The sequence below is a fragment of the Ignavibacteriales bacterium genome, from assembly GCA_016700155.1.
GTDB lineage: Bacteria > Bacteroidota > Ignavibacteria > Ignavibacteriales > Ignavibacteriaceae.
On sequence record CP065001.1, the window covers coordinates 4,317,394 to 4,339,358 of the forward strand.

A 21,965-nucleotide genomic window follows, 5' to 3' on the forward strand; every position below is an offset into this window, starting at 1 on the left:
AAAATTTTCTACCGGAAATTTTTTAGAATGAATCTAATTTTCGATGAAGAACAATCTTTGTCAAAACCTGCTAATTTTTCGTCAGAAATTTGGTGGGCGAAATACCGGTATTTTTTTTGAATGACTTGCTGAATGAATGAATATCTGCAAAACCGCAGATGTGCGCTATTTCACCGATTGAATAATTCTGTTCATTTAACAGTTCTTTTGCTTCATTCAAACGGCGATTCAAAATGTAATTATGCGGTGAGGTTCCGAACACTTCTTTAAATGATCTGAAAAAGTGAAACTCAGAAAGGCAGCATTGTGCGGCGATTTGTTTTATGTCAATTGACTTTCGGAAATTGCCGTCAATAAAATCTTTTCCTGTGAGCAGTCGTTTAAGTATTTCTTTTTTTGTCGAAAATTTTATAGATGAAAGTGAATTCAGACGGTTAAGGTTTTCAAATTCATGTAATGCTGCAAGTTCAGCGAGCTGTAAAAAAAATTCTTCATCAATAAATGCCGGGTTAAAACTTTTACTGATTATTTTTGAATTAATGTCAATCAGTTTTCTTCCAAGCTCAGTGCTGCCAACCGGATAAACACTGCTAAAAAAATTTTTTGAATTGAAATAACCCGGTAAGGTGTCATCAAGATTTATAACACCCCCGGATGAAAGCACCTGGTAAGCCTGGTTTATAAGACTTATGTCGATATCAATACACAATCCCTTTACGATTGTCTTTGATTCAAAATAACCAAGACTATCACAAGGTGTAGTAGCAGTAAGATACTTCATTTCAGGAACAGCGAATTCTTTTTTATTGATCTTGTAATATTCTGTTCCTGCAAGGCTAAGCTTGATTGAATAACTATTGACAACATTTGGAAAGTAAGCTGCCTTCAATTCAGAAAGAGAAATAAAATTTTGATTTCGTTTTATTCTTGTTGAGCCAAGACTTTCATCAGTAAGATGAAAAAAATATTTACTGCTTGTATTGATCAATTGGTTAAACGATCTGTGATTGGATTGGTCGCAAGCTAAATAAACAATGTTCTAAAACATAGGGAAAAATTTGTAGTTTAATTTTAAGATGACAGCAGGTTCAAATGAAGGTTAATAGGCGCTTCTTACTCTAATCATAGTGACTATCATTTATCAAAATCAGAATATATACTTAATGGAAGTTTATTCTGATACAACCCTTGCTTGCCTGCTGTTAATTGTTGATAGTTGTTCAAGTGAATTTTACTAAAATTCATTTACTCATATTCATTTTCAGGTAAGGCACTGAAATTGTTCCGTGGTGTTATTAAAAAAATTATTGATAGTCAAAAAACTTTATTATAAGTTAAGTTTAGTATACGATGCAGATTGAGGGACAAGTATCTGCATCAGCAAGAGTCACACAAACAAATTAATCAATTCCTGTAATCACCAATCAGTATAGGTGATTTGTATTGCTAATATTTCCTATTGAGGGGGGAGATATGTTTCGAAAGTGTTTTACTCCGCTTTTTCTTAATGCTGTAGAATATATTTATTCATCAGCTTCCGCAAAATATTTAAATCAAAAATCAACCGGAAGAATACCCGGGATTATTTCCGCCCGTAATATCAAATCAAGATTCATCTCATACAATAATTCAATAACAAATAATCCTCGGAGACAGCAATGTTGTTTTCTGTGGGAGGAGGAAAAATGTTCAAAGATATAAATAACAATTTCACAAGGCTGATGAAGACCGCTGCAATTACAGTTTTATTGCTTTTGTCTTCAGATACCTTTTCACAAACCGCTGTTCAGTTTGATGGCACAAATGATTATGTAACATTTGGTCAGGCAACCAATACGCTTGGTGCGCAATCCTTTACTGTTGAATGCTGGTTTCAGAGAACCGGCACAGGCTCTGTAACAACTACAGGAGGAACAGGAGCAACAGGGGGTATTCGAGCTTATCCGTTAGTAACTAAAGGGCGTGGCGAATCAGATAACAGTGTAGTTGATGCGAATTATTTTCTGGGAATCAATGAACCCACTTCGGGTTATCCTTATGCTGCAAATGTTTTAGTTGCTGATTTTGAGGAGGGTACAGGTTCAAATAGTCCTGGACTAAATCATCCAGTTGGTGGTGTGACTCCGATTGTAAATAACATTTGGTATCATGCTGCTGCAACTTATGATGTAACAAGTCGTCGTTGGTGTTTATACCTTAATGGAAACTTAGAGAAAGATACAATTCTTGCAGCGGGAACCAGATTTCCGCAGTATTTAAGTACGCAGCATGCCGGAATAGGAACAGCTATGAACTCTTCTGGACTCGCTGCCGGATTTTTTGCCGGACGAATTGATGAAGCAAGAATCTGGAACAGAGCATTAACATTATCTGAGATCAGATCAGGAATGTCACAGGAAATTAATTCAGGTTCAGGATTAATCGGAAGGTGGGGATTGAATGACGGCTCAGGAATTTCAGCAACAAACTCTGTTGCCAGTAGTCCAAACGGAACTTTAACAAATGGACCAACATGGGTAGCCGGACAAACTTTCCCGAACGAACCCTGGGCACTTCAACTTAATGGAACAGGTAACTTTGTAAATTTTGGTTTAGCTCCTGGATTGGCAACACAAACATTTACAGTTGAAACATGGTTTAAACGAACAGGAACAGGTGCGGGAGTATCAACAGGAACAAATGGAATTAGTATGATTCCTCTCGTTGCAAAAGGAGCTCCAGAAACTGATGGCAGCGCTGTGGATGCTAATTATATTCTCGGAATTTATTCAACAACGAATGTTATCGCAGCCGATTTTGAAGAAGGAACCGGATCGGAATCTCCTGGTTTGAATCATCCTTTAACCGGCACGACAGTTTTACAAAATGATGTGTGGTATCATGCCGCTGTTACATTTGATTCAAACGGTGAGTACAGGTTATACCTGAATGGTTTACTTGAAGCCAGCCAATCTTTAGGAACTGCTGTATGGCCGCAGGGAAATACAACTCAACACTCGGCGCTTGGTACAATGTTAAAATCAGATGGAACAAATTCTTCACCAAGCGGAGGTTATTTTGCAGGAGTGCTGGATGAAGTTCGTATCTGGAACTATGCAAAAACTGAATCTGAGATTCAATCAAATCTGAATAATGAAATCACAACTCCGCAGGCGAATCTTTTAGCTTGCTGGTCACTTGATGAAGGATTGGGAACAACAGTAAACGGTTCGGCAGGAACAATTTTTAATGGAACAATTCAATCATCAGGATATAACTGGGTTTTTGGCGCCCCGTTTAATATCAGTTTTACGGCTCCTGAAGCACCAACAGGTTTAAGTGCCACCGCAGGGATTGGAAATCAGATTGAACTTAACTGGACAGATAGCTCCACCAACGAGCAAGGCTTTGCAATTGAACGATCAATTGTTGGTGAAAGCGGACCATTTCTACCTTTAACAACAGTAGCAGCAAATACAACTACTTTTGTTGATGCGAACCTCTTATTAAATACAACTTTTTATTACAGGGTAAGAGCATACAGAAGCAGTTTATTCTCAGACTACAGTAATACTGCAAATGCGACCACACCTGCAGAAGCAAATAATGCAATTCGGTTTGATGGTGTCGATTCATATATAAAAGTAACTGACGGCGGCGGATTAGCAATTGAAAATTTTACACTTGAAACGTGGTTTAAGAAAGATGGAGATGGCATTTCAGTTACAAGCGGAACAGGCGGTATACCAGATGCTATTCCATTAATAACCAAAGGAACATCTGAAAGTGAATCCTCAAATCTTGATATAAATTATTTTCTATGTATTAAAGCCGCAACAAATGTTATTGCGGCTGATTTTGAGGAAGGTGCCGGAGGGACTTCGGTTAGTTTGAATCATCCGATACTTGGAGTAACGCCGATAGCAAATAATGTATGGTATCACGCGGCGGTTACATATGACGGAACTACATTACGATTATATCTTGATGGTAATCTAGAAAACTCCCTTGCAGTCGGTCAACCGGTTGCATCGGCAACAACTTGTAATTTAGCAATCGGAAGTTCTCTTCGATCAACTGATGTTGCACAGGGATTTTTTAATGGAACGATGGATGAAGTCAGAATATGGAATTACGCCCGAACACAAAATGAAATTCAATCAACAATTAATTCAAAATTAGATATTTCACAGCCGGGATTATTGGCAAGATGGGCACTTGATGAAGGAACAGGAACTTCGGCAAATGGTTCCGCGGGAACATCGTTCAACGGTGTCGTAACTAATTTAAATTATGAATGGGTTTCGGGAGCTCCTTTTAATGCTTCAATCTTTCCATTTGTTCCCACACTTGTATATCCAACAAACGGACAAACAGACATTAATCAGTTCCCTCAACTGGAAGTTGTTGCAAGTGATAACAGCTCAACTAATCTTACTGTTAAATTTTATGGAAGAATGGTTGAACCAAGTGAGAAATTTACACTCATTGGTTTTCCGGATACACAGTATTATACATCGTTGAAAAATGGCGGCTCGGCTGCGATACTCAATAGTCAAACTCAGTGGGTTGTTAATAATAAAGATGCACTGAATATCGTTTATGCAGCCGGACTTGGAGATTGTGTTGATGATGGAGATTTGATTGAAGCCCCCTGGCAGGTACTTGATAATGCAATGGATATAATAGAAAATCCCGTTACAACAAATTTACCTGATGGATTACCATATGGATTAGCTGTTGGAAATCATGACCAGACAGCAAACGGTGATGCTGATGGTACCACAAATTTTTATAACCAATACTTTGGTTCAAACAGATTTAGCAGTCGCGGTTATTACGGAGGCAATTACGGTTCCAATAATGATAACCACTTTGATTTGTTCAGTGTTAACGGAATGGATTTTATTGTCATTCACTTTGAATATGACACAAGTCCTGACGCAGCAATAATAACCTGGGCAGAAAACTTGTTGCAAACTTACAGTGACCGCCGTGCAATTATAGTCAGTCATTGGATAATTAATACCGGCAACCCCGGCAGTTTCAGTACTCAAGGACAGGCACTGTATAATGCTTTCAGAGATAATCCGAATGTATTCTTAATGTTATCCGGTCACGTTCCCGGTGAAGGAAGAAGAACCGACACTTATGAAGGAAATACAATTCACAGTCTTTTGTCGGATTATCAAAGCAGAACAAACGGTGGCAATGGCTGGTTGAGGATCATGGAATTTGATCCATCAGCAAACCTGATAAATGTTAAAACTTATTCGCCATATTTAAATCAATTTGAAGAAGATGGTGATAGTCAGTTCAGTTTGCCTTACACAATGAGCGGGATTGGCGATGCCCCGTTTGTTGAACTTGGATCTGTTACCATTCCAAACAATTCAAACGCAACATACACATGGAATGGTTTGCTCGGCGGTGAAACATATCAGTGGTATGTGACTATAACCAATGAAAATAATTTTACCACAACAGGACCAATCTGGTCATTCAGTACAGATCAGGAATTGCCAGTAGAGCTGACCTCGTTCAGTGCAGATATTGTTGATGATAAAGTTATATTAAACTGGCAAACAAAAACTGAAACTAATAATTACGGGTTTGAAGTTGAAAGGTCAGTGTCAAGGCAGACTTCAAAATCCGGTTGGGAAAAAATCGGGTTTGTTACCGGTAATGGAAATTCAAATTCACCAAAGGATTACTCTTTTACCGATGTAAATCCTAAGGGCGGTTCTTCATTTGAATACAGGCTGAAACAAATCGACAATGACGGTCAGTATCATTATTCAGATGTTGTTGAAGTTACAGTAATTCCTGTTGAGTTTGCATTATATCAAAACTATCCTAATCCGTTTAATCCGACAACGAAGATTAAATACAGTATTCCGACAGAAGCTGATGTAACGATTAAACTGTATGATATTCTTGGAAAAGAAATTAAATCGCTCGTTTCATCAAAGCATAGTGCTGGCAATTATGAAGTGGATTTCAACGCAGCAAACTTAGCAAGCGGCACTTACTTTTATAGAATTCAGGCAAAGGGATTTACTGACACTAAAAAATTGCTCATTGTCAAATAATGCTCAACTAATTCATATTTTTACCCAAAAGCCGTCCGCAAGACGGCTTTTTTTTATACCTCTTTAAATTCCATTTATTCTTCCGATAATCCAACAAAGGAGTTACCGTTTTTAACACATAACTGAATAGTTGTTACCTAACCATCTGTAATAGGGGAGAAAATCAGATGAAGATAAGTCATTGCTTTATGCTCTTTATTATTTTTGTTGCAGTACAAATAAATGTTGCGCAACAAATTAATAAAGTGATCGTTTCCGGTTACGGCGGTCAGCATGATCTTGATGTTAAAAATGCTTTTCATCTCGGCTATTCAAGTTATAACAACTCACAGTTTACAGGCGAAGTCCTTTTATACTCCGGCACATTACAAACAAGCTTCAACTATGCTGCTCTCAATGATTACGATCTAATCATCCGCTCAACGACCGGGCTTGTTACTGGCTTACAGCTTGCGCCATATTATCCGGATATAAAGTTAGTTATGCCTTCAGGAAGTAATTCATTCGTTCAAACATTTTCAGGCGATGTAGTGAATTCTCCCGTTGTCGTTACCGGCGCGGGTGTTACATCAAATGTAACCGGGTATAAACTTGAATTTTTTTCTATCGATCCCATTACAACGGACAATCAATCAAGTTATTCAAACGGATATATTGCGGGGCAGCTGACATTCATTGCTAATATGTTGCATTGCAGTTTCGATTCAGCAAGAATTGTTGCAAGGGAATCGTCCTCTCAAAATGGAGTTTTCAGCACCTATAACGGATTTGGAAAAATACTAACTGAAAATATTTTTACGGGGGAATTGCCAGTCGAATTAGTCTCATTCACCGCAAAAGTTTATGATAACAAAATAATTCTTGATTGGAAGACGAATACCGAAACGAATAATTATGGTTTTGAAATTGAGAGAACCATCAGTGCCGGAACAGGCGCCGGTTGGCAATCTATCGGGTTTGTTGATGGAAACGGCAACAGCAATAGTCCTCACTATTATTCATTCGTCGATATCGATTATCCAAAATCGGATAAACTTATTTACAGGTTAAAACAAATTGATACCGACGGAAAGTATGAATACTCAAATGAAATTGAAGTTGATATAAGTGCTATAAGTATTGATTACGCGCTTTACCAGAATTATCCCAATCCATTTAACCCTTCAACTAAAATTAGTTTTAATCTTGCCAAAGAAGAATTTGTGAATATAAATATTTACTCGGTTCTTGGAGGAAAGATAACTACACTTACAAATCAGTTTTTTGAAGCAGGTAAACATGAAATTGATTTCAATGCTGACGCATTTTCTTCGGGAATCTATTTATATAAGATTGAAGTGGGGGTAAACGGCGAGAAATTTTCGCAGATCAAAAAAATGAATTTGATTAAGTGAATCATAATAGAAACACTCCCAATTCAGCGGCATACTTATATTAATCAGCCAATAGAGTTCTATACGTAAATTAATTCTATGTCCCATCTTTACTTTAAATTTTTTGTTCAGCATTTTTGTAATACAATTTTTCAACAATAAAGAACGATGGTACAAAATGCTCAATTGTATAAAACATATGCCCCGCGTATCGTTCGGTATTGTGCGGATATTTAGTTAGAACTAACCTCTGACTTTCCGCTCAACCGGGCGGATCTAACCCGAAATAATTTTAAGCAAAACAATTTCTTTTTTTGCACAGGTATGCAATGTATGTTCAATTATACGGGATACCGGTGAAGAGGAGATTAAAATGAATTTAGAAAGTTCAAATAATTATTTAAAAATCGTTGTTTCATAGAAAGAATAAAATGTCAACTAATCTGGCAGATACTTATTATTTAAAAGCGCTGGACTATTATCCCTATGACTTAGAGAATGTTATTGAAGCTCTTAACTACGCGATCAGCTATGATGATTCTCATGCCGGAGCAAACTGTCTTTTGGGTAAACTTAACGTGTACCAGTTAGGTAATTACAGTAAAGCAGAAGCTTACTTCGAGAAGGCACTGGCTGGTGATATAAATCATACGGAAACCCATTACTCGTACGCAGATTTATTAATTCAGGTCGGTGAATATCTTAGGGCAAAAAAGCTAATTAAGTATTCATATAAGGTTAAGGGAATTAATGTTTCGAGGTTAAAGTACAACGAAGGATTGATTTCTGAGATTTCCGGCGACTTAGAAAAAGCAAAAAATTACATGACTTTTGCTTTAAGCCGATCATTCAATAAATCAGAGAGGGAATTTTTATCTGAAGCATTAGAAAGAATTAACTCAAAAATTAAAAGTGAGGATGAATCGAAAACTAAATAAACGGGAGGCAAAGTTTGTCTCCCCAATTATACGTCTGATATTAAAATTCAGCATGATGCTCTCGCCGATATGATTTCAGATATGCATTTAATTGTACTGTTAGTAAGCAATAAGAAAAAAAAGACCACCTAATCAGGTGGTCTTTTTCTAAATGAATTAATTAAAAAACTATTTCATTAACATCATCTTACGGACTTCAACAAATTTATCAGTCTTAATCCTGTAGAAATAAGTTCCGCTCGGTAGATTTGCTGCATCAAAGTTCACCTTATAATTACCCTGTTGTGACACTTCGTTTATTAGCTCAGCAATTTTCTGTCCAAGCATGTCGTAAACTTTTATATTTACAAAAGAAGCTTCTGGAATTGAATACTCTATTGTAGTTGTAGGATTAAAAGGATTCGGGTAATTTTGATCTAATGAATATTCGTTTGGTATGGACTGATCGTCTTCTACAGATACAGGTGTTAAACATCCTCCAACTCCGTATGCATTGGAACCATTCTGTCCTGCAAAAACAGCGAAGCATTTATCACTTCCACCAAGTTTGTAGCCTGCTCTGCCGCCATAAACACCATCCGGGTATACACCGGCTCCGGACATAGAATACGCCACAGTCAAACTCATTGTGCCGGTGTTGTTTAAATTTCCTGTGCTATAAAGAAATTCAGGATTTGGTGTATTTGTGTTTATCCATCCAAATTTAAATTCTCCATCTACTCCTTTTATTGCAATAACATCAGTCATCGAAGCCGTATTGTTAATGTAATTATTATCGAGATACCCATCAAGCCAGGAAGCTCCACCATTGTGTGTTGCTATATAAACCGCATCTACATCACTGCCTTCGTATCTGAGGGCTGCAATGCAACCCTTTAACTGGTCATTGCCGCCATTGAAAGACATAATTGGGGTGCTATGCTTAAAACCTCCAAGACTAAGGAATTGCTTAACATAAGGTATTCCTCGCATAAAATTATCACTATATGTCAGATCAATAATTTGGGATGCCGAACCACCGGTATAGAAGATAGTACTGGTAATCATCCTATCCCCTGAGCCTAATGAATCAAAGTAAGCGACATCAGACCGGGTAACTGTATTTAATGGTGCGCCTAACCACCATGTCCCATAACCACTTCCGTTCTGTTCGCTGTTGCAATTACGAACTGATGGGGTTTCAGCATATGGACTTTCAATAGTAAAAGCTCTTAGATATACAGCTTTGGTTGTCGTGGTGTTAACTGAGTCCATTGTTGCAACAATATAAACGAAGGCAGTGCTTGTGTATTTGGGATAGTCTGATACAACCCTTGCCCAATACTGATCTGTGCTGGAACTTTGAGGCAATTTTTGAAAATTACCGCCGGTACCATCGTCCTTTGTCCTGTAAAAGAAGGCGCTCTTTTCACCACTTAGAATATAGCCACCGGTTACAAATACCCACCAGCTGCTTCCGTTCCTTAATACTTCTATGTCTAAATCATCTTCCAAAAAATCCATACCAGCCTGCAGAAAAGTAATTGCTTTGAAATACACCCAGCTATCTCCATTATTATCAGAGTAGAGTATTTTTAGTGTATCTGTAACACCATTTCCGTAATTGGAGGTAGCTACCCAAATCCTTCCTCCGGTATTTTGAGTTGTAGTTGCAATTGCCCGAACATTTCCTGAAGTAATTACACTGGTTCCCGCCACACTCTTGGCATTCGTTTGAATTGGTGATTCTAAATAAGGAATTTGCTGTGCATCTGAAAATGGTTCAGCTGCATTACGTCCTAAGAGATCATCGATTTGTTTACTAAGCTGTTTAATTAATTCCGTGTCATCATTTTCTCTCGCCTTATTGAATTGTGCTGTCAGTTCTTTAATCCTTCTGTTCAATTCTTCACTTCTTTGAACATGAACAATTGGGGCTAAGGTACCATCCCCATTCTCTCTGTTATTTTGAACAACTACAGCCCCATCATTTGTGTTCTTTTCATAATTCTGTGCGCTCACGGATATTGTAAGCAGGAAAATAAAAAGAGCAATTAGAACACGGCGATCAATTATCATAAAGTTACTCCTTATTTATGGTTATTTAGTTATAACTAACTTATTACGAACTTTATTTTAATTCTGATGAATAGTTGTTTGAATAAGATATCGAGTAGGGGTGATGAGAGTTTATATCGTATTATTTGGTACTGTTCATAAATTATTTGTTTTTAGATGGTGGAAGAATAATTGAGATTGATTCTAAGATAAAAAATGAAATCTTAAAAACAAACTGTTTTGGAGTGTTTCTAACCAACGCAAGAAGCCGTGCAATATGAGTCGTTGATGTAATGGAATTAAAAAACCGCAGATGAAATTTTCTGCGGTTTGATTTCAGTTTGTGATAAGACTAAGTAATAACTTATCATTTTTTATTTGATAAGTTTCTTGATGTAATCCGGAAGAAGAATTCCCGGCTTAAGTTTTGGATCCTCTTGCGGCGGCTCGAGTTTTTTTGAAAAAGGTATAACACCTGCCCAAACCGGCAAATCATAATCCTCTTCTTCATCCTTTGGCGGGCCGGTTCTTATTTTTGCTGAAGCTTCATCTATCTTAAGCGAAACAACTGAAGTTGCATTAAGTTCTTTTTCGCTTGGCTTTCTTGCATCATTCCATCTGCCTGGAATGATATGATTTGTAATTGCTTCCAGAGCATTAAGTTTTTCATTTTTATTTTTAATCAAATTGCCTTTACCAAAAATCACTACAGACCTGTAGTTCATTGAATGATGAAAAACTGATCGTGCAAGAACAAGTCCATCTAAAATTGTAACTGAAACAGCTATTTCCTCTCCTCTGGAAATTTGCTCAAGAAGCCGGCTGGCTTTCGCGCCGTGAAAAACAAGATGATCGTTCATTCTTGCGTGAATGGTCGGAATGATAAACGGGTGTCCATCCTGAATAAAACTGATGTGGCAATACAAAGCTTCATCAATAATTTTGTTGATAGTTTCAGAATCGTAAAATCCTCTTTCCGGTATGCGGTTGACTTTTATTTTTTTACCTGGTTTATGCTTCAAGTGGTTGATCTTTTAGATTAAAGTAAATCTGATCATTTATTATTCTGCAGCATCTCTAACATATCTTGCTCGTAGTCAATATACTGTGACCATTCTAGTTTGTATAAAATATTTCCAGCATAATGAATTATCAAATCGTTATCTAAGTCATAGTGATCATTAACAAACCACTTTTTAAATGTCGGACTATACCAGTTGGCTAATTTGTTGAAAACAGTTTTACTTGGTTCATTTAAAATTTTATCATCAAAATGCATTGCTTGATTTCTACCTGCATAAATAATTAATCCAATAGGTATTTCATCAATTAATCTTCCAATACAAAATTTAATAGGTTTTGTATTCCGTTTAATTATGTTTTCAAAACCCACCGGAATAAGATTATTTTTTGAAAATATTTCTATACCGGTACAAGCAAATTGTAATATAGTCCCAGCCAATGTGGATTTAGCGAATAGTTCAAAAACATATTCATCATCACGGCGATGACGATCTTCCAAAACTTCTTTATTTTCAATTCGCCATTTGTCATAAGCCTTCCTATTTTCCTCCGAATCTGGATCACCAAAGAAAAAAAATCCGGGTCTTTGTGGAATTCTTATTAAATCAAGATAAGAATCGTATGCCTCAAAGACCTTTTGAACTGCACTTTTAGTTTTTGATAAATAATCCTGTATGAGTTCCAATTACTTGAATCAAATTATTATTTTTCATGAGAATCTATTTCTAAGGTGATCTCATAACGACTTGTTGATAAACCTACAAAATCACAATCATTTTCATTACAAAGTTTTTCATGATCTCGTTTTGGATCCAAGCCAAGACTAAGAAGATATCCTTTACGGTCTCGGTACCAATAGTCCAAATCAAAAGCAAAGTCAAAAATATTTTTCTGCTTCGCAAGTATGGGTTTTAGTTTGTCCAATTCTTTTTGTGTATAGAATTCTTCAGGTGACTTATCTTTCTTTTTATTATTACAGCTTCGACAGAGTGCAACTAAATTTCCTGCGATGAGATGCCCACCCAAAACCATAGGAATATGATGGTCAATGCATAGAATTGGAGGGTTTCCAGTCTCTGGAAATGGCTTTTCTTTAATTCCACACTTGAAACACCGATGATTAAACAAAGCAAAAAATTTATTTTTATATAAATCTTCAATGAGCCGAAGTCTAAAATGTTTGAAAAGCTCAATCTTTTCTTTCTTTCTCTGATCCCTGTATGTTTCCTTACTTCTATTTTTCATCGTGAATTAATTAGTTGTATTCAAACTTCCCAATTCTTGCCAAAGCAAACAACGGGAATAACCCCAATTTATTATAATAAAATTATCGAAGAGTCATCTTAGTTTTTAAATGAGGTCAAAACTTTTTTCAATTTTATTAATCCTTCCCTTATCTCGTTTTCAGTAAACGCAGTATAGCCCATTATTAAAGCAGGGGCCTGCTTAAACTTCATGCAATAATCTGAAATAGGATGGACGATTACATTATGTTTCAAAGCTTCCGCAGCAACTTTTCGATCATTCAATTTTGGGGAAAGTTTTGCTATGATATGCATGCCTGATGGGAGAAAATCAGCAGTCAGTAATCCGTTAAAATTTTTATTTATTTCATTAACAATAAATTCCTGACGGGATTTATAGAGCATTCTCATTCTTCTAATGTGTTTGGTAAAATGACCTTCTTCAATATATCTGGTCAAAATCATCTGTTCGAATACCGGACTCTGTCTATCCATTATGTACTTGAGTGATTTAAAAGATTCCATCATGGAAATGTCCGGAAGGACAAGATAACCAAGTCGTAATCCCGGGATAAGTACTTTACTAAAAGTTCCAAGATAAAAAACAGATTTATTCTCATCCATTCCCTGGAGTGATGGTAATGGATTGCCGATATATCTGAATTCGCTATCATAGTCGTCTTCAATTATCCAGCACTTATTTTCAGCAGCAAATTTGAGAAGTTCCAGTCTTCTTGATATCGGCATAATCACACCTGTTGGAAACTGATGTGAGGGAGTAGTATAAATCAAATCAGGTTTAGCATTATGTTTTTTTGAATATTTCATATCAATTCCCTCTTCATCCAGCGGGCAAGGCAGTAACTTCACTTCCGCCGCAATCATTGATGCTTTAACACCGCTATAACCAGGGTCTTCCATCCAGATGTTACTTCCTTTTTTCAAAAGAATTCTTGTTATGATGTCCAGTCCCTGCTGAGAACCATTTATTATTAATATCTGATCAGCAGAACAGTTTACTGCACGGTAAGTTTGCAGATATGAAGCTATTATTTCCCGCAGAGGTCTAAATCCGGCAGCATCACTATAACCCAGATGAAGATTTGAAAAGTTAAAAGAAATCTGATTAAAAAGTTTCGACCAGATCCTTATTGGAAATTCGTTTAATGCCGGTACTCCGTTTTGAAAAGGGAATATCCTTTCCGCTGAGATGCAGCTTTGACGAAACTTTAAAGGAATCTTTTTTTGTAATCGTACTTTTTTAAGCGTTGAAAGTTTTGATAAAGATTTAACAGGAATGATTGGTCTCTTATCAGGTATTTCATTAACATAATAACCCGATCCTGTTTTACCGCTGATATACCCTTCAATTTTTAATTGATCAAAAGCTATTGCAACCGTGTTTCGTGATATCTTTAAATCATTTGCTAAAGATCTGGTGCCTGGTAATCTTTTACCCTGCTTAATTTTTCCTTCAAGAATTGCATCTCTATAAAGATTATATAGCTGCTTATAGAGAGGTACATCAGATTTGTGATGTAAATCAAAAGCAATTAGCGGGATTTCATCAATTATTTTGGACATAATTAAAAATATGAAGTGGCACCATAAAATAGTTGTATAACGGATCTTTTATACCAGCCGAAGTAGAAATATTTTATGGAAGAAAATTATTGATAAATATAATCAGTTATAATCAGATGATCCAAGTAACAAAATATAACCAGCGAATATAAAATGAGAATGAAGCATTGGATTGCATTTATTGTACTGGGGATAATCTGGAGCTCTTCTTTTATGTGGATAAAAATTGCACTGGAGGAAATAGGTCCCACTACACTCGTAGCATTTCGGGTTCTGTTCGGATTCTTATTTTGTGCAGCAATCATATTTATTCAAAGAACTAATTGGCCAGCTAAATTCAATGAGTGGTGGCCGCTTCTTTTTCTTGGACTTATTAACCAGGCAATTCCATTCTTCCTTATCTCCTGGGGTCAGCAGGCTATTGATTCATCAGTCGCTGCAATATTAGATGCAACTGTTCCTCTTTTCACTATAGTAATTGCTCACTTCTTTCTTGATGATGATAAAATGACGGTTTTCAAAGTTACGGGTTTACTTATTGGTTTTATTGGCGTAGTTATTCTGCTTAGCAAAGATGTTGGTGAATCTGCTAGCTCTGTAATGGGGCAGGCTGCGGTAGTTCTAGCATCAATGTTCTATGCAGTAAGTGGAATTTTTATTCGCCGGAAAACACAAAATACACCGGGATATATCCGAAGTGGAATACCTCTACTATCTGCAACATTCATTATGTGGCCTTTTGCTTTTATAACGGAGAGTCCAATTCAATTTCCACAATTAGAAATTACATGGATCAGCCTACTATTCCTTGGAATTGTTGGATCAGGTTTTGCTTTTGTATTAGCTTATTATCTCATACATGAAATCGGACCAACAAAACTTAGCTTTGTCACTTACATTTTTCCTCTTGGCGGAGTAATACTCGGAGTAGTTTTTTTAAACGAGCAGATGACCTGGCAGATTTTATTAGGAGGTACGCTTATAGTTGCAAGTCTGGCTGTATCTAACTGGCGAACAACAAAGAGTTTTGCAAAAACTGAATAAAATAATTAATTATTATAAAACTAAGGAGTATTCAACATGTCATTTCAGGCATATCTCGATAATATCAAATTAAAAACAGGTAAAAGTCCGGAGGAGTTTAAAAAACTTGCAGAGGGAAAGGGGTTATTATTACCAGGGGTAAAAGCTGGTGAGATTGTAAACTGGTTGAAGAAAGATTTTGGATTGGGACATGGTCATGCAATGGCGATTTATACTTACTTCAAGGGAAGCAAACAAAACAAAACGAATCTTTTTGAGATTCATTTTATTGGAAGTAAAAATCATTGGCGCTCAACATTTGAAAATTTAAAAAACACATTAAAGAAACAAAAAATGAATGTCACTGTCCATCCTGCAGAAAGTTATTTAAGTCTGATAAAAAACAAGAAGAAATTTGCTGTTATAAAAACCTCTGGCAGTAGAATGGACATTGGGTTGAAGTTAAAGGAAGTTAAAACAAACGGACGACTGGAGCCTTCAGGAAAATGGAATGTTATGGTTACGCATCGTGTGAAGATTACCGAGCCAAACCAAATAGATAAAGAAATAATTAAATGGTTTAAACAGGCATACAGTGAAGCCTGATATCACAGTTTATTTTTATGAACACAGAATTTATAAATCAAGTAAGGAAACAATTATGAGATCAACTGAATTAAATGAAAAATTTTCGAAGAGAAAAATTTGGGCGGGAAGGATCTTAACTATTATCGGAACTATCTTTTTAGTTTTTGATAGTTTAGGAAAAATTTTTGGAGTACAGGAGGCGGTTGAAGGAACTGTAAAATTAGGTTATCCTATTCAGGTGGTTCCAATTATTGGAATTTTGCTCTTAATATTTTCAATAATTTATATCATCCCACGCACCAGAATGATTGGCTTGATATTGTTGACAGCATATCTTGGTGGCGCAGTCGCAACACATTTCCGTGTCGGGAATCCCCTTCTTACTCATGTAATGTTTCCAGTTTATATAAGTTTATTACTTTGGGGCGGATTCTATTTACGTGCAGAATCACTTAAGACCTTGCTTCCATTGTGGAAATCAAAATAATGGAAAAGCTGAACACTCACTTAGCATCCTACTATGAATCCAGGGCAAAGGAATATGACAAAATTTATTCAAAGCCCGAAAGACAAGAAGAACTAATTACAATAAGCGAATTCATTAAGAAAACATTCGCTGATAAGAATGTTCTGGAAATTGCATGCGGAACAGGATATTGGACAGAAAAAATTTCATCGGCAGCAAAATCGGTTACCGCTGTCGATATAAATAAAAGTGTAATAGAAATAGCAGAAGAACGAACCAGAAAATGTAAAAACATAAACTATGTAATATCAGATTTATTCAATTTCAAAACTGATGTTAAATATGACATTTTATTCGGGGGATTTATTTGGAGTCACATACCTTCCGAAACTCTGGATCGATTTATTAAAACTGTAAGTAATTTTATTGTACCTGCCAGGGAGGTAGTTTTTGTTGATAACAATTTTGTTGAAGGAAGTAGTACACCCATATCACAAATAGATAATAATGGAAACACATATCAGCGTAGAGAACTACAAGACAAATCCACACATCTTGTGCTTAAAAATTTTCCTTCTGAAGAGTTTTTAAAAAATAAGTTATCAAAGTACACCCGAGAAATAAAAATTATTCCCCTCCAATATTATTGGATTTTATGTTATAGTATATGAGGAAAAACGAATTTAATAATTCATTCAAAAAAATCTTCCCAATTCTTCCCAAAGAAAACAACGAATTAATAACAAAAAAACCGCAGAAGTTTTTTCTGCGGTTTGGGTTAATTTATTGTTTTACACTCGTCCTTCGAAAGGCTCAGGATGACAGGTGTTATTTTCTAAATACTAGTTTTGCGCTGTCACCAACATTAACTTGTATTGTATCTCCATCACCAAAGCTACCAGCAAGCAATTCCTGTGAAAGAGGATTAACAAGATATTTTTGTATAACTCTCTTTAACGGACGCGCTCCGTATGTTACATCATACCCAAGGTTTGCCAACCAATCTTTTGCTTCATTGGAAACATTCAGCGTAATCTCTTTTGCGTCCAGCATTTTTTGAACGCGCTCAAGTTGTATGTCAACTATCTTTCTTATTTCGGATTTGAGCAATGGTTTGAATAAAACAATTTCATCAATCCTGTTTAAGAATTCCGGGCGAATACTTTTTCTAAGCAGTTCATGTAATTGCTGGCGAAGTTCACCCATCAGATTCTCAACATTGTTCTCATTAAACAATTCAAGTTTATCCTGGATATAATGTGAGCCAATATTCGATGTCATTATTATAATTGTGTTCTTAAAATTTACTGTTCTTCCCTGGTTATCGGTTAATCTTCCATCATCAAGTACCTGCAGCAAAACATTAAATACATCAGGGTGGGCTTTTTCAATTTCATCAAGAAGAATAACTGAGTAAGGTCTTCTGCGAACTGCTTCTGTTAATTGTCCTCCTTCTTCATATCCAACATATCCCGGAGGCGCACCGATTAATCGTGAGACCGAAAACTTTTCCATATACTCGCTCATATCAATTCTTATCATCGCGTGTTCATCATCAAAAAGAATTTCTGCAAGTGCTCGTGCAAGTTCGGTTTTACCAACGCCGGTTGTTCCAAGAAAAATAAATGAGCCGATTGGTTTGTTGGCATCCTGCAATCCGGAGCGTGAGCGGCGAATAGCGTTTGCAACTGCGATAACAGCCTCATCCTGTCCAATCACACGCTGATGAAGTTCATCTTCAAGTTTCAGAAGTTTGCTTCGTTCGCTTTCTAACATTTTGTTAACGGGAATCCCTGTCCACTTTGCAACAACTTCTGCAATATCTTCCGCATCAACCTCTTCCTTCAACATCTTTTTATCTTGCTGGGCTTCAGCGAGTTTTTTAGTTTCATCTTTTAATTGCTTTTCAAGATTTGTAATTCTTCCATAACGAATCTCAGCAACCTTTCCTAAATCACCTTCACGTTCATATCGTTCTGCCTCGAGTTTAAGGTTTTCAATTTCGCTTTTCATCTCGCGGATTTTCTGAATCTTATTTTTTTCAAGATCCCAGTGCAAACGAAGCTGTGTCTGATCAGCATTTAATTCTCTAAGTTCCTGTTCAAGTTCTTCCAATCGTTTGATTGATGCATCATCCTTTTCCCGTTTCAAGGCTTCTTTTTCTATTTCGAGCTGTTTAACTTTTCGTTCAAGTGTATCAAGTTCTTCCGGCATCGAATTAATTTCAATCCGTAGTTTTGATGCGGCCTCATCAATAAGATCAATAGCTTTATCGGGAAGAAATCTATCCGTAATATATCTTTCAGAGAGTTGAGTAGCGGCAACTATGGCTCCATCCGTTATACGCACTCCATGATGAACTTCGTATCGTTCTTTTAGTCCGCGCAAAATTGAAATTGTATCTTCTTCAGATGGTTCGCCAACAAGTACCGGCTGAAATCTTCTTTCGAGCGCCGCGTCTTTTTCAATATGCTTTTTATATTCATCAAGAGTAGTTGCCCCGATTGCATGCAATTCGCCTCTTGCTAACGCAGGTTTCAAAATATTTGCTGCGTCCATAGCGCCTTGAGTAGCCCCTGCACCTACAAGTGTGTGGAGTTCATCGATAAAAAGAATTATCTCTCCATTTGAGTTTTGTACTTCTTTAATGACAGCTTTCAATCTTTCTTCAAACTGCCCGCGAAATTGTGTTCCCGCAACAAGCGCGCCCATATCAAGTGCTACTAATCTTTTGGTCTTTAAATTTTCCGGAACATCTCCTGTAACTATTCGATGAGCAATGCCTTCAGCAATTGCAGTTTTACCAACACCTGGTTCGCCAATAAGTACCGGGTTATTTTTTGTTCGTCTTGAAAGAACTTGAAGCACTCTTCTTATTTCTTCATCGCGACCAATAACAGGATCAAGTTTTCCTTGTTTAACTAATTCGTTTAAATCTCTTCCATATTTTTCAAGCGACTGATATGTGTCCTCAGGATTTTGTGATGAAACTCTCTGCGAACCTCTTACAGTTTTTAATGCTGAAAGAATATCATTATAAGTTATGCCGTTATCATGCAAAAGTTGTCCAGCTTTTCCTTTATCATTTGAAAGCGCAAGAAGTAAATGCTCTGTTGAAACATAATCATCTTTTAAGTTACGGGCTTCTTCAGCGGCGGTATCAAAAAGTTTTCCAAGTGATGGACTCATTTGTTGATTGCCCAAACCTGTTCCGGTTATTTTAGGAAGTGATTCGAGAAGTTCAACAACTTTTAATTTTACTGCATTATAGTTACCGCCGGTTTTTTTAATTATTGTTTCTGCAACGTTTCCGGATTCCTGAACGATTGAAGCAAGTATGTGTTCGGGTTCAACAATCTGGTTGTTATAGTTTTGAGCAATCTCGATTGCGGTTTGTACAATCTCCTGTGCTTTTACTGTTAGCCTGTTAAAATTGAATGACATATTAAATTCCTTTGCTTAGTGAATCTAAGTGTTCTTAGTGCCTAAGTGGTAAAATATTTTTTATGCTATTGCACCAGGAACAAAAACATCTAAGCTTAAACTATTCTTTGTTCTTATTATAAAGCTCACTTGCATCTGTTAACATTTTATTTAACCTGTTAACAAGTTTATGGGGGTCCTCAAGATTACCTTCGAGCAATAATGCTGATTCGTAAAGTTGTTCTGTTGTATCGACAATAAACTGATCATTGGAATCTTTCTTAAACACATTCAACAAATTTCTAATCAGCTTATGATCTTTATTAACTTCAAGCATTCTTTTCTGTTCGGGTAAAGACATTCCCTGGTTTGACATCTTTAAAATTTTCTGCATTGTTGAAGTCATAGAATCATCAGGGTTTATAAGCGTTGAGGGGCTTCCCTTCAATCGCTTTGATTCTTTTACCTCAGTCACTTTGTCTCCTAAAATTTCTTTCATTCTTGCCAGGAGAGAATCAAAATGTTTTTCGTCAGCTTTGTCCAATGATTCCGGTTTATCGGTTTTTGTTTCAACGTCTTCAAGTTTTTCGAGTTGTTTTAAATCAACTGTATCGACTGATTTTAATTCAAAGTCCTTATGCTTTCTAATTGATGAAACAACAAATTCATCCACAGGGTCATATAAGTATAAAACTTCAATGCCTTTTGATTTAAATATTTCGAGATGTGGATTAAGATCAATCGCTTCCCTGCTGCTTCCTGAAGCATAATAAATTTCTTTTTGATCTGGTTTAATTCTGCCGACATATTCTTTAAGAGAAATTAATTCTTTTTCATCCTTGCTTACGGATGAATTGAATCTTAAAAGCTGCTGGTATTTTTCAGCATTTGTAATATCCATGTAACCAAGTTTGAATATGCGTCCGTGTTCCTTCCAGAATTCAGCATATCTTTCCTGAGAATCTTTAGCAACCTTATTCAAGTGTGAGAGAATGTTGCTCGTTACGCTGTTTGCAATTTTTGAGAAGACAACATTTTCCTGAAGAGTCTCTCTTGAAATGTTAAGTGGCAGATCCTCTGAATCTACAACTCCTTTTACAAAACTAAGATACTCGGGTAAAAGCTCTTTATTCTGATGCTGGATTAAAACCCTGCGTACATATAGATCGAGTCCATAATCTTCGCGGTTGAATCTCCAGAACTCATAACTTTTCTTGGGAATAAAAAGAAGTGAATTAAACTGAATAGGCGCATCAACGGATGTGTGAATAGATTCAAGTGGTTCATCATTATCGTAAGATAAAAATTTGTAGAACTCATCGTACTGTTCTTTTTTTATTGATGATTTTGGTTCTCTCCAAATTGCGTTGATGGTGTTTATTTTTTCATTCTCTAAATAAATCGGGAAGGAAATGAAGTTGGAGTGTTTTTTTATAATTGATTCAAGCTTAAACTTGTTTGCAAATTCTTTAGTTTCATCCTTTAAATGAATTTCAATAGTAGTTCCCCGATTTATATCTTCATCTGTCTGCGATAATTCGTACTCACCAAGACCATCACTTTTCCATAAAACTGCGGCTTCATTTTTCTTAAATGATTTTGATTTAATAACTACTTCTTTTGCTACCATAAAAACTGAGTAGAAACCAATTCCAAATCTTCCGATGATATTATTTGCGGCCTCTTTATTTTCTGTAAGTTGTTTTAAAAATTCTTCTGAACCTGATTTAGCTATTGTCCCGATGTTTGAAATTAATTCATCGCGGGTCATTCCAATTCCCGTATCAGAAATTGTAATAGAATTATTTTTTTCGTCGAAAGATATTTTTATTTCAAGAGGAAGATCATTATCAGAAATCTCAGTTCCTTTGGTTGATTCAAATCTCAATTTATCTAGTGCATCCGATGAATTTGAAATTAATTCACGGAGGAAAATATCACGGCTTGTGTATAATGAATGAACTAGTATATCAAGAAGTTTTTTTGTTTCGGCCTTAAATTCAAATTTATTTATTGTGGTTTCTGAACTCATTATTCCTCCAGTAAAATTAGATTTCAAATAAATTCCATAATTGACAATTCACGTGCCAGTCAACGTTGTCCCTGTAACATATTGTAAAAAAATAAGTTATGGAGAGAACAAGCAAACGTTAAAAGTTTCTAAACCATTCGATTACTGACAAGATGGCGCACGA

Annotated in this window: 15 protein-coding genes; 7 read left to right on the top strand and 8 right to left on the bottom strand. The window is 36.2% G+C overall.

What is annotated here, in order from left to right:
* Positions 1 to 70 precede the first annotated feature (70 nt).
* Positions 71 to 988 (bottom strand): helix-turn-helix transcriptional regulator, encoded by a 918-nt coding sequence (locus IPM56_18170; GenBank protein QQS36138.1) that lies wholly within the window; start codon positions 986 to 988, stop codon positions 71 to 73.
* A gap of 697 nt (positions 989 to 1,685) precedes the next feature.
* Here IPM56_18170 and IPM56_18175 point away from each other — a divergent pair.
* The 3 genes from IPM56_18175 to IPM56_18185 all read left to right on the top strand — a co-directional run bounded on the left by IPM56_18175 (position 1,686) and on the right by IPM56_18185 (position 8,382).
* Positions 1,686 to 6,071, top strand: a complete 4,386-nt coding sequence (locus IPM56_18175; GenBank protein QQS36139.1) for a T9SS type A sorting domain-containing protein — start codon at positions 1,686 to 1,688, stop codon at positions 6,069 to 6,071.
* Between the two features lie 167 nt (positions 6,072 to 6,238).
* Entirely contained in the window at positions 6,239 to 7,465 is a 1,227-nt protein-coding gene (locus IPM56_18180) for a T9SS type A sorting domain-containing protein (protein ID QQS36140.1), read from the top strand.
* A 410-nt stretch (positions 7,466 to 7,875) separates the two neighbouring features.
* Positions 7,876 to 8,382, top strand: coding sequence for a hypothetical protein (locus IPM56_18185; protein ID QQS36141.1), 507 nt, complete (start codon positions 7,876 to 7,878; stop codon positions 8,380 to 8,382).
* A gap of 168 nt (positions 8,383 to 8,550) precedes the next feature.
* Here IPM56_18185 and IPM56_18190 read toward each other — a convergent pair whose 3' ends face one another.
* The 5 genes from IPM56_18190 to IPM56_18210 all read right to left on the bottom strand — a co-directional run bounded on the left by IPM56_18190 (position 8,551) and on the right by IPM56_18210 (position 14,270).
* Positions 8,551 to 10,440: a T9SS type A sorting domain-containing protein gene (locus IPM56_18190; protein QQS36142.1), complete on the bottom strand. Its 1,890-nt coding sequence runs from the start codon at positions 10,438 to 10,440 to the stop codon at positions 8,551 to 8,553.
* Between the two features lie 353 nt (positions 10,441 to 10,793).
* The gene (locus tag IPM56_18195; GenBank protein ID QQS38353.1) at positions 10,794 to 11,450 is read right to left on the bottom strand and encodes a pyridoxamine 5'-phosphate oxidase family protein; all 657 of its coding nucleotides are present in this window, start codon (positions 11,448 to 11,450) and stop codon (positions 10,794 to 10,796) included.
* Positions 11,451 to 11,473: 23 nt separating this feature from the next.
* A complete protein-coding gene (locus IPM56_18200) occupies positions 11,474 to 12,127 on the bottom strand; it encodes a hypothetical protein (GenBank protein QQS36143.1) in 654 nt (217 codons plus the stop codon).
* A 17-nt stretch (positions 12,128 to 12,144) separates the two neighbouring features.
* Positions 12,145 to 12,687, bottom strand: a complete 543-nt coding sequence (locus tag IPM56_18205; protein QQS36144.1) for an HNH endonuclease — start codon at positions 12,685 to 12,687, stop codon at positions 12,145 to 12,147.
* 98 nt (positions 12,688 to 12,785) lie between these two features.
* Positions 12,786 to 14,270, bottom strand: a complete 1,485-nt coding sequence (locus tag IPM56_18210; GenBank protein QQS36145.1) for a PLP-dependent aminotransferase family protein — start codon at positions 14,268 to 14,270, stop codon at positions 12,786 to 12,788.
* 153 nt (positions 14,271 to 14,423) lie between these two features.
* Between IPM56_18210 and IPM56_18215 the strand changes: the two genes are divergently transcribed.
* From IPM56_18215 to IPM56_18230, 4 genes are read left to right on the top strand one after another with little or no spacing between them, the layout of a single operon-like run.
* Positions 14,424 to 15,314: a DMT family transporter gene (locus IPM56_18215; protein ID QQS36146.1), complete on the top strand. Its 891-nt coding sequence runs from the start codon at positions 14,424 to 14,426 to the stop codon at positions 15,312 to 15,314.
* Positions 15,315 to 15,350: 36 nt separating this feature from the next.
* Complete coding sequence (locus IPM56_18220) at positions 15,351 to 15,899, top strand: DUF4287 domain-containing protein (GenBank protein QQS36147.1); 549 nt, start codon at positions 15,351 to 15,353, stop codon at positions 15,897 to 15,899.
* Positions 15,900 to 15,954: 55 nt separating this feature from the next.
* Entirely contained in the window at positions 15,955 to 16,368 is a 414-nt protein-coding gene (locus IPM56_18225) for a DoxX family protein (GenBank protein QQS36148.1), read from the top strand.
* Positions 16,368 to 17,018 (top strand): methyltransferase domain-containing protein, encoded by a 651-nt coding sequence (locus IPM56_18230; protein QQS36149.1) that lies wholly within the window; start codon positions 16,368 to 16,370, stop codon positions 17,016 to 17,018. Before IPM56_18225 ends, IPM56_18230 begins: the two co-directional genes overlap by 1 nt.
* A gap of 157 nt (positions 17,019 to 17,175) precedes the next feature.
* On the opposite strand, the gene clpB is transcribed toward IPM56_18230, so the two are convergent.
* Both clpB and htpG read right to left on the bottom strand, forming a co-directional pair.
* Entirely contained in the window at positions 17,176 to 19,791 is a 2,616-nt protein-coding gene (clpB, locus tag IPM56_18235; protein ID QQS36150.1) for an ATP-dependent chaperone ClpB, read from the bottom strand.
* Between the two features lie 100 nt (positions 19,792 to 19,891).
* Positions 19,892 to 21,802 (bottom strand): molecular chaperone HtpG, encoded by a 1,911-nt coding sequence (gene htpG, locus IPM56_18240; GenBank protein ID QQS36151.1) that lies wholly within the window; start codon positions 21,800 to 21,802, stop codon positions 19,892 to 19,894.
* Positions 21,803 to 21,965: the final 163 nt, after the last annotated feature.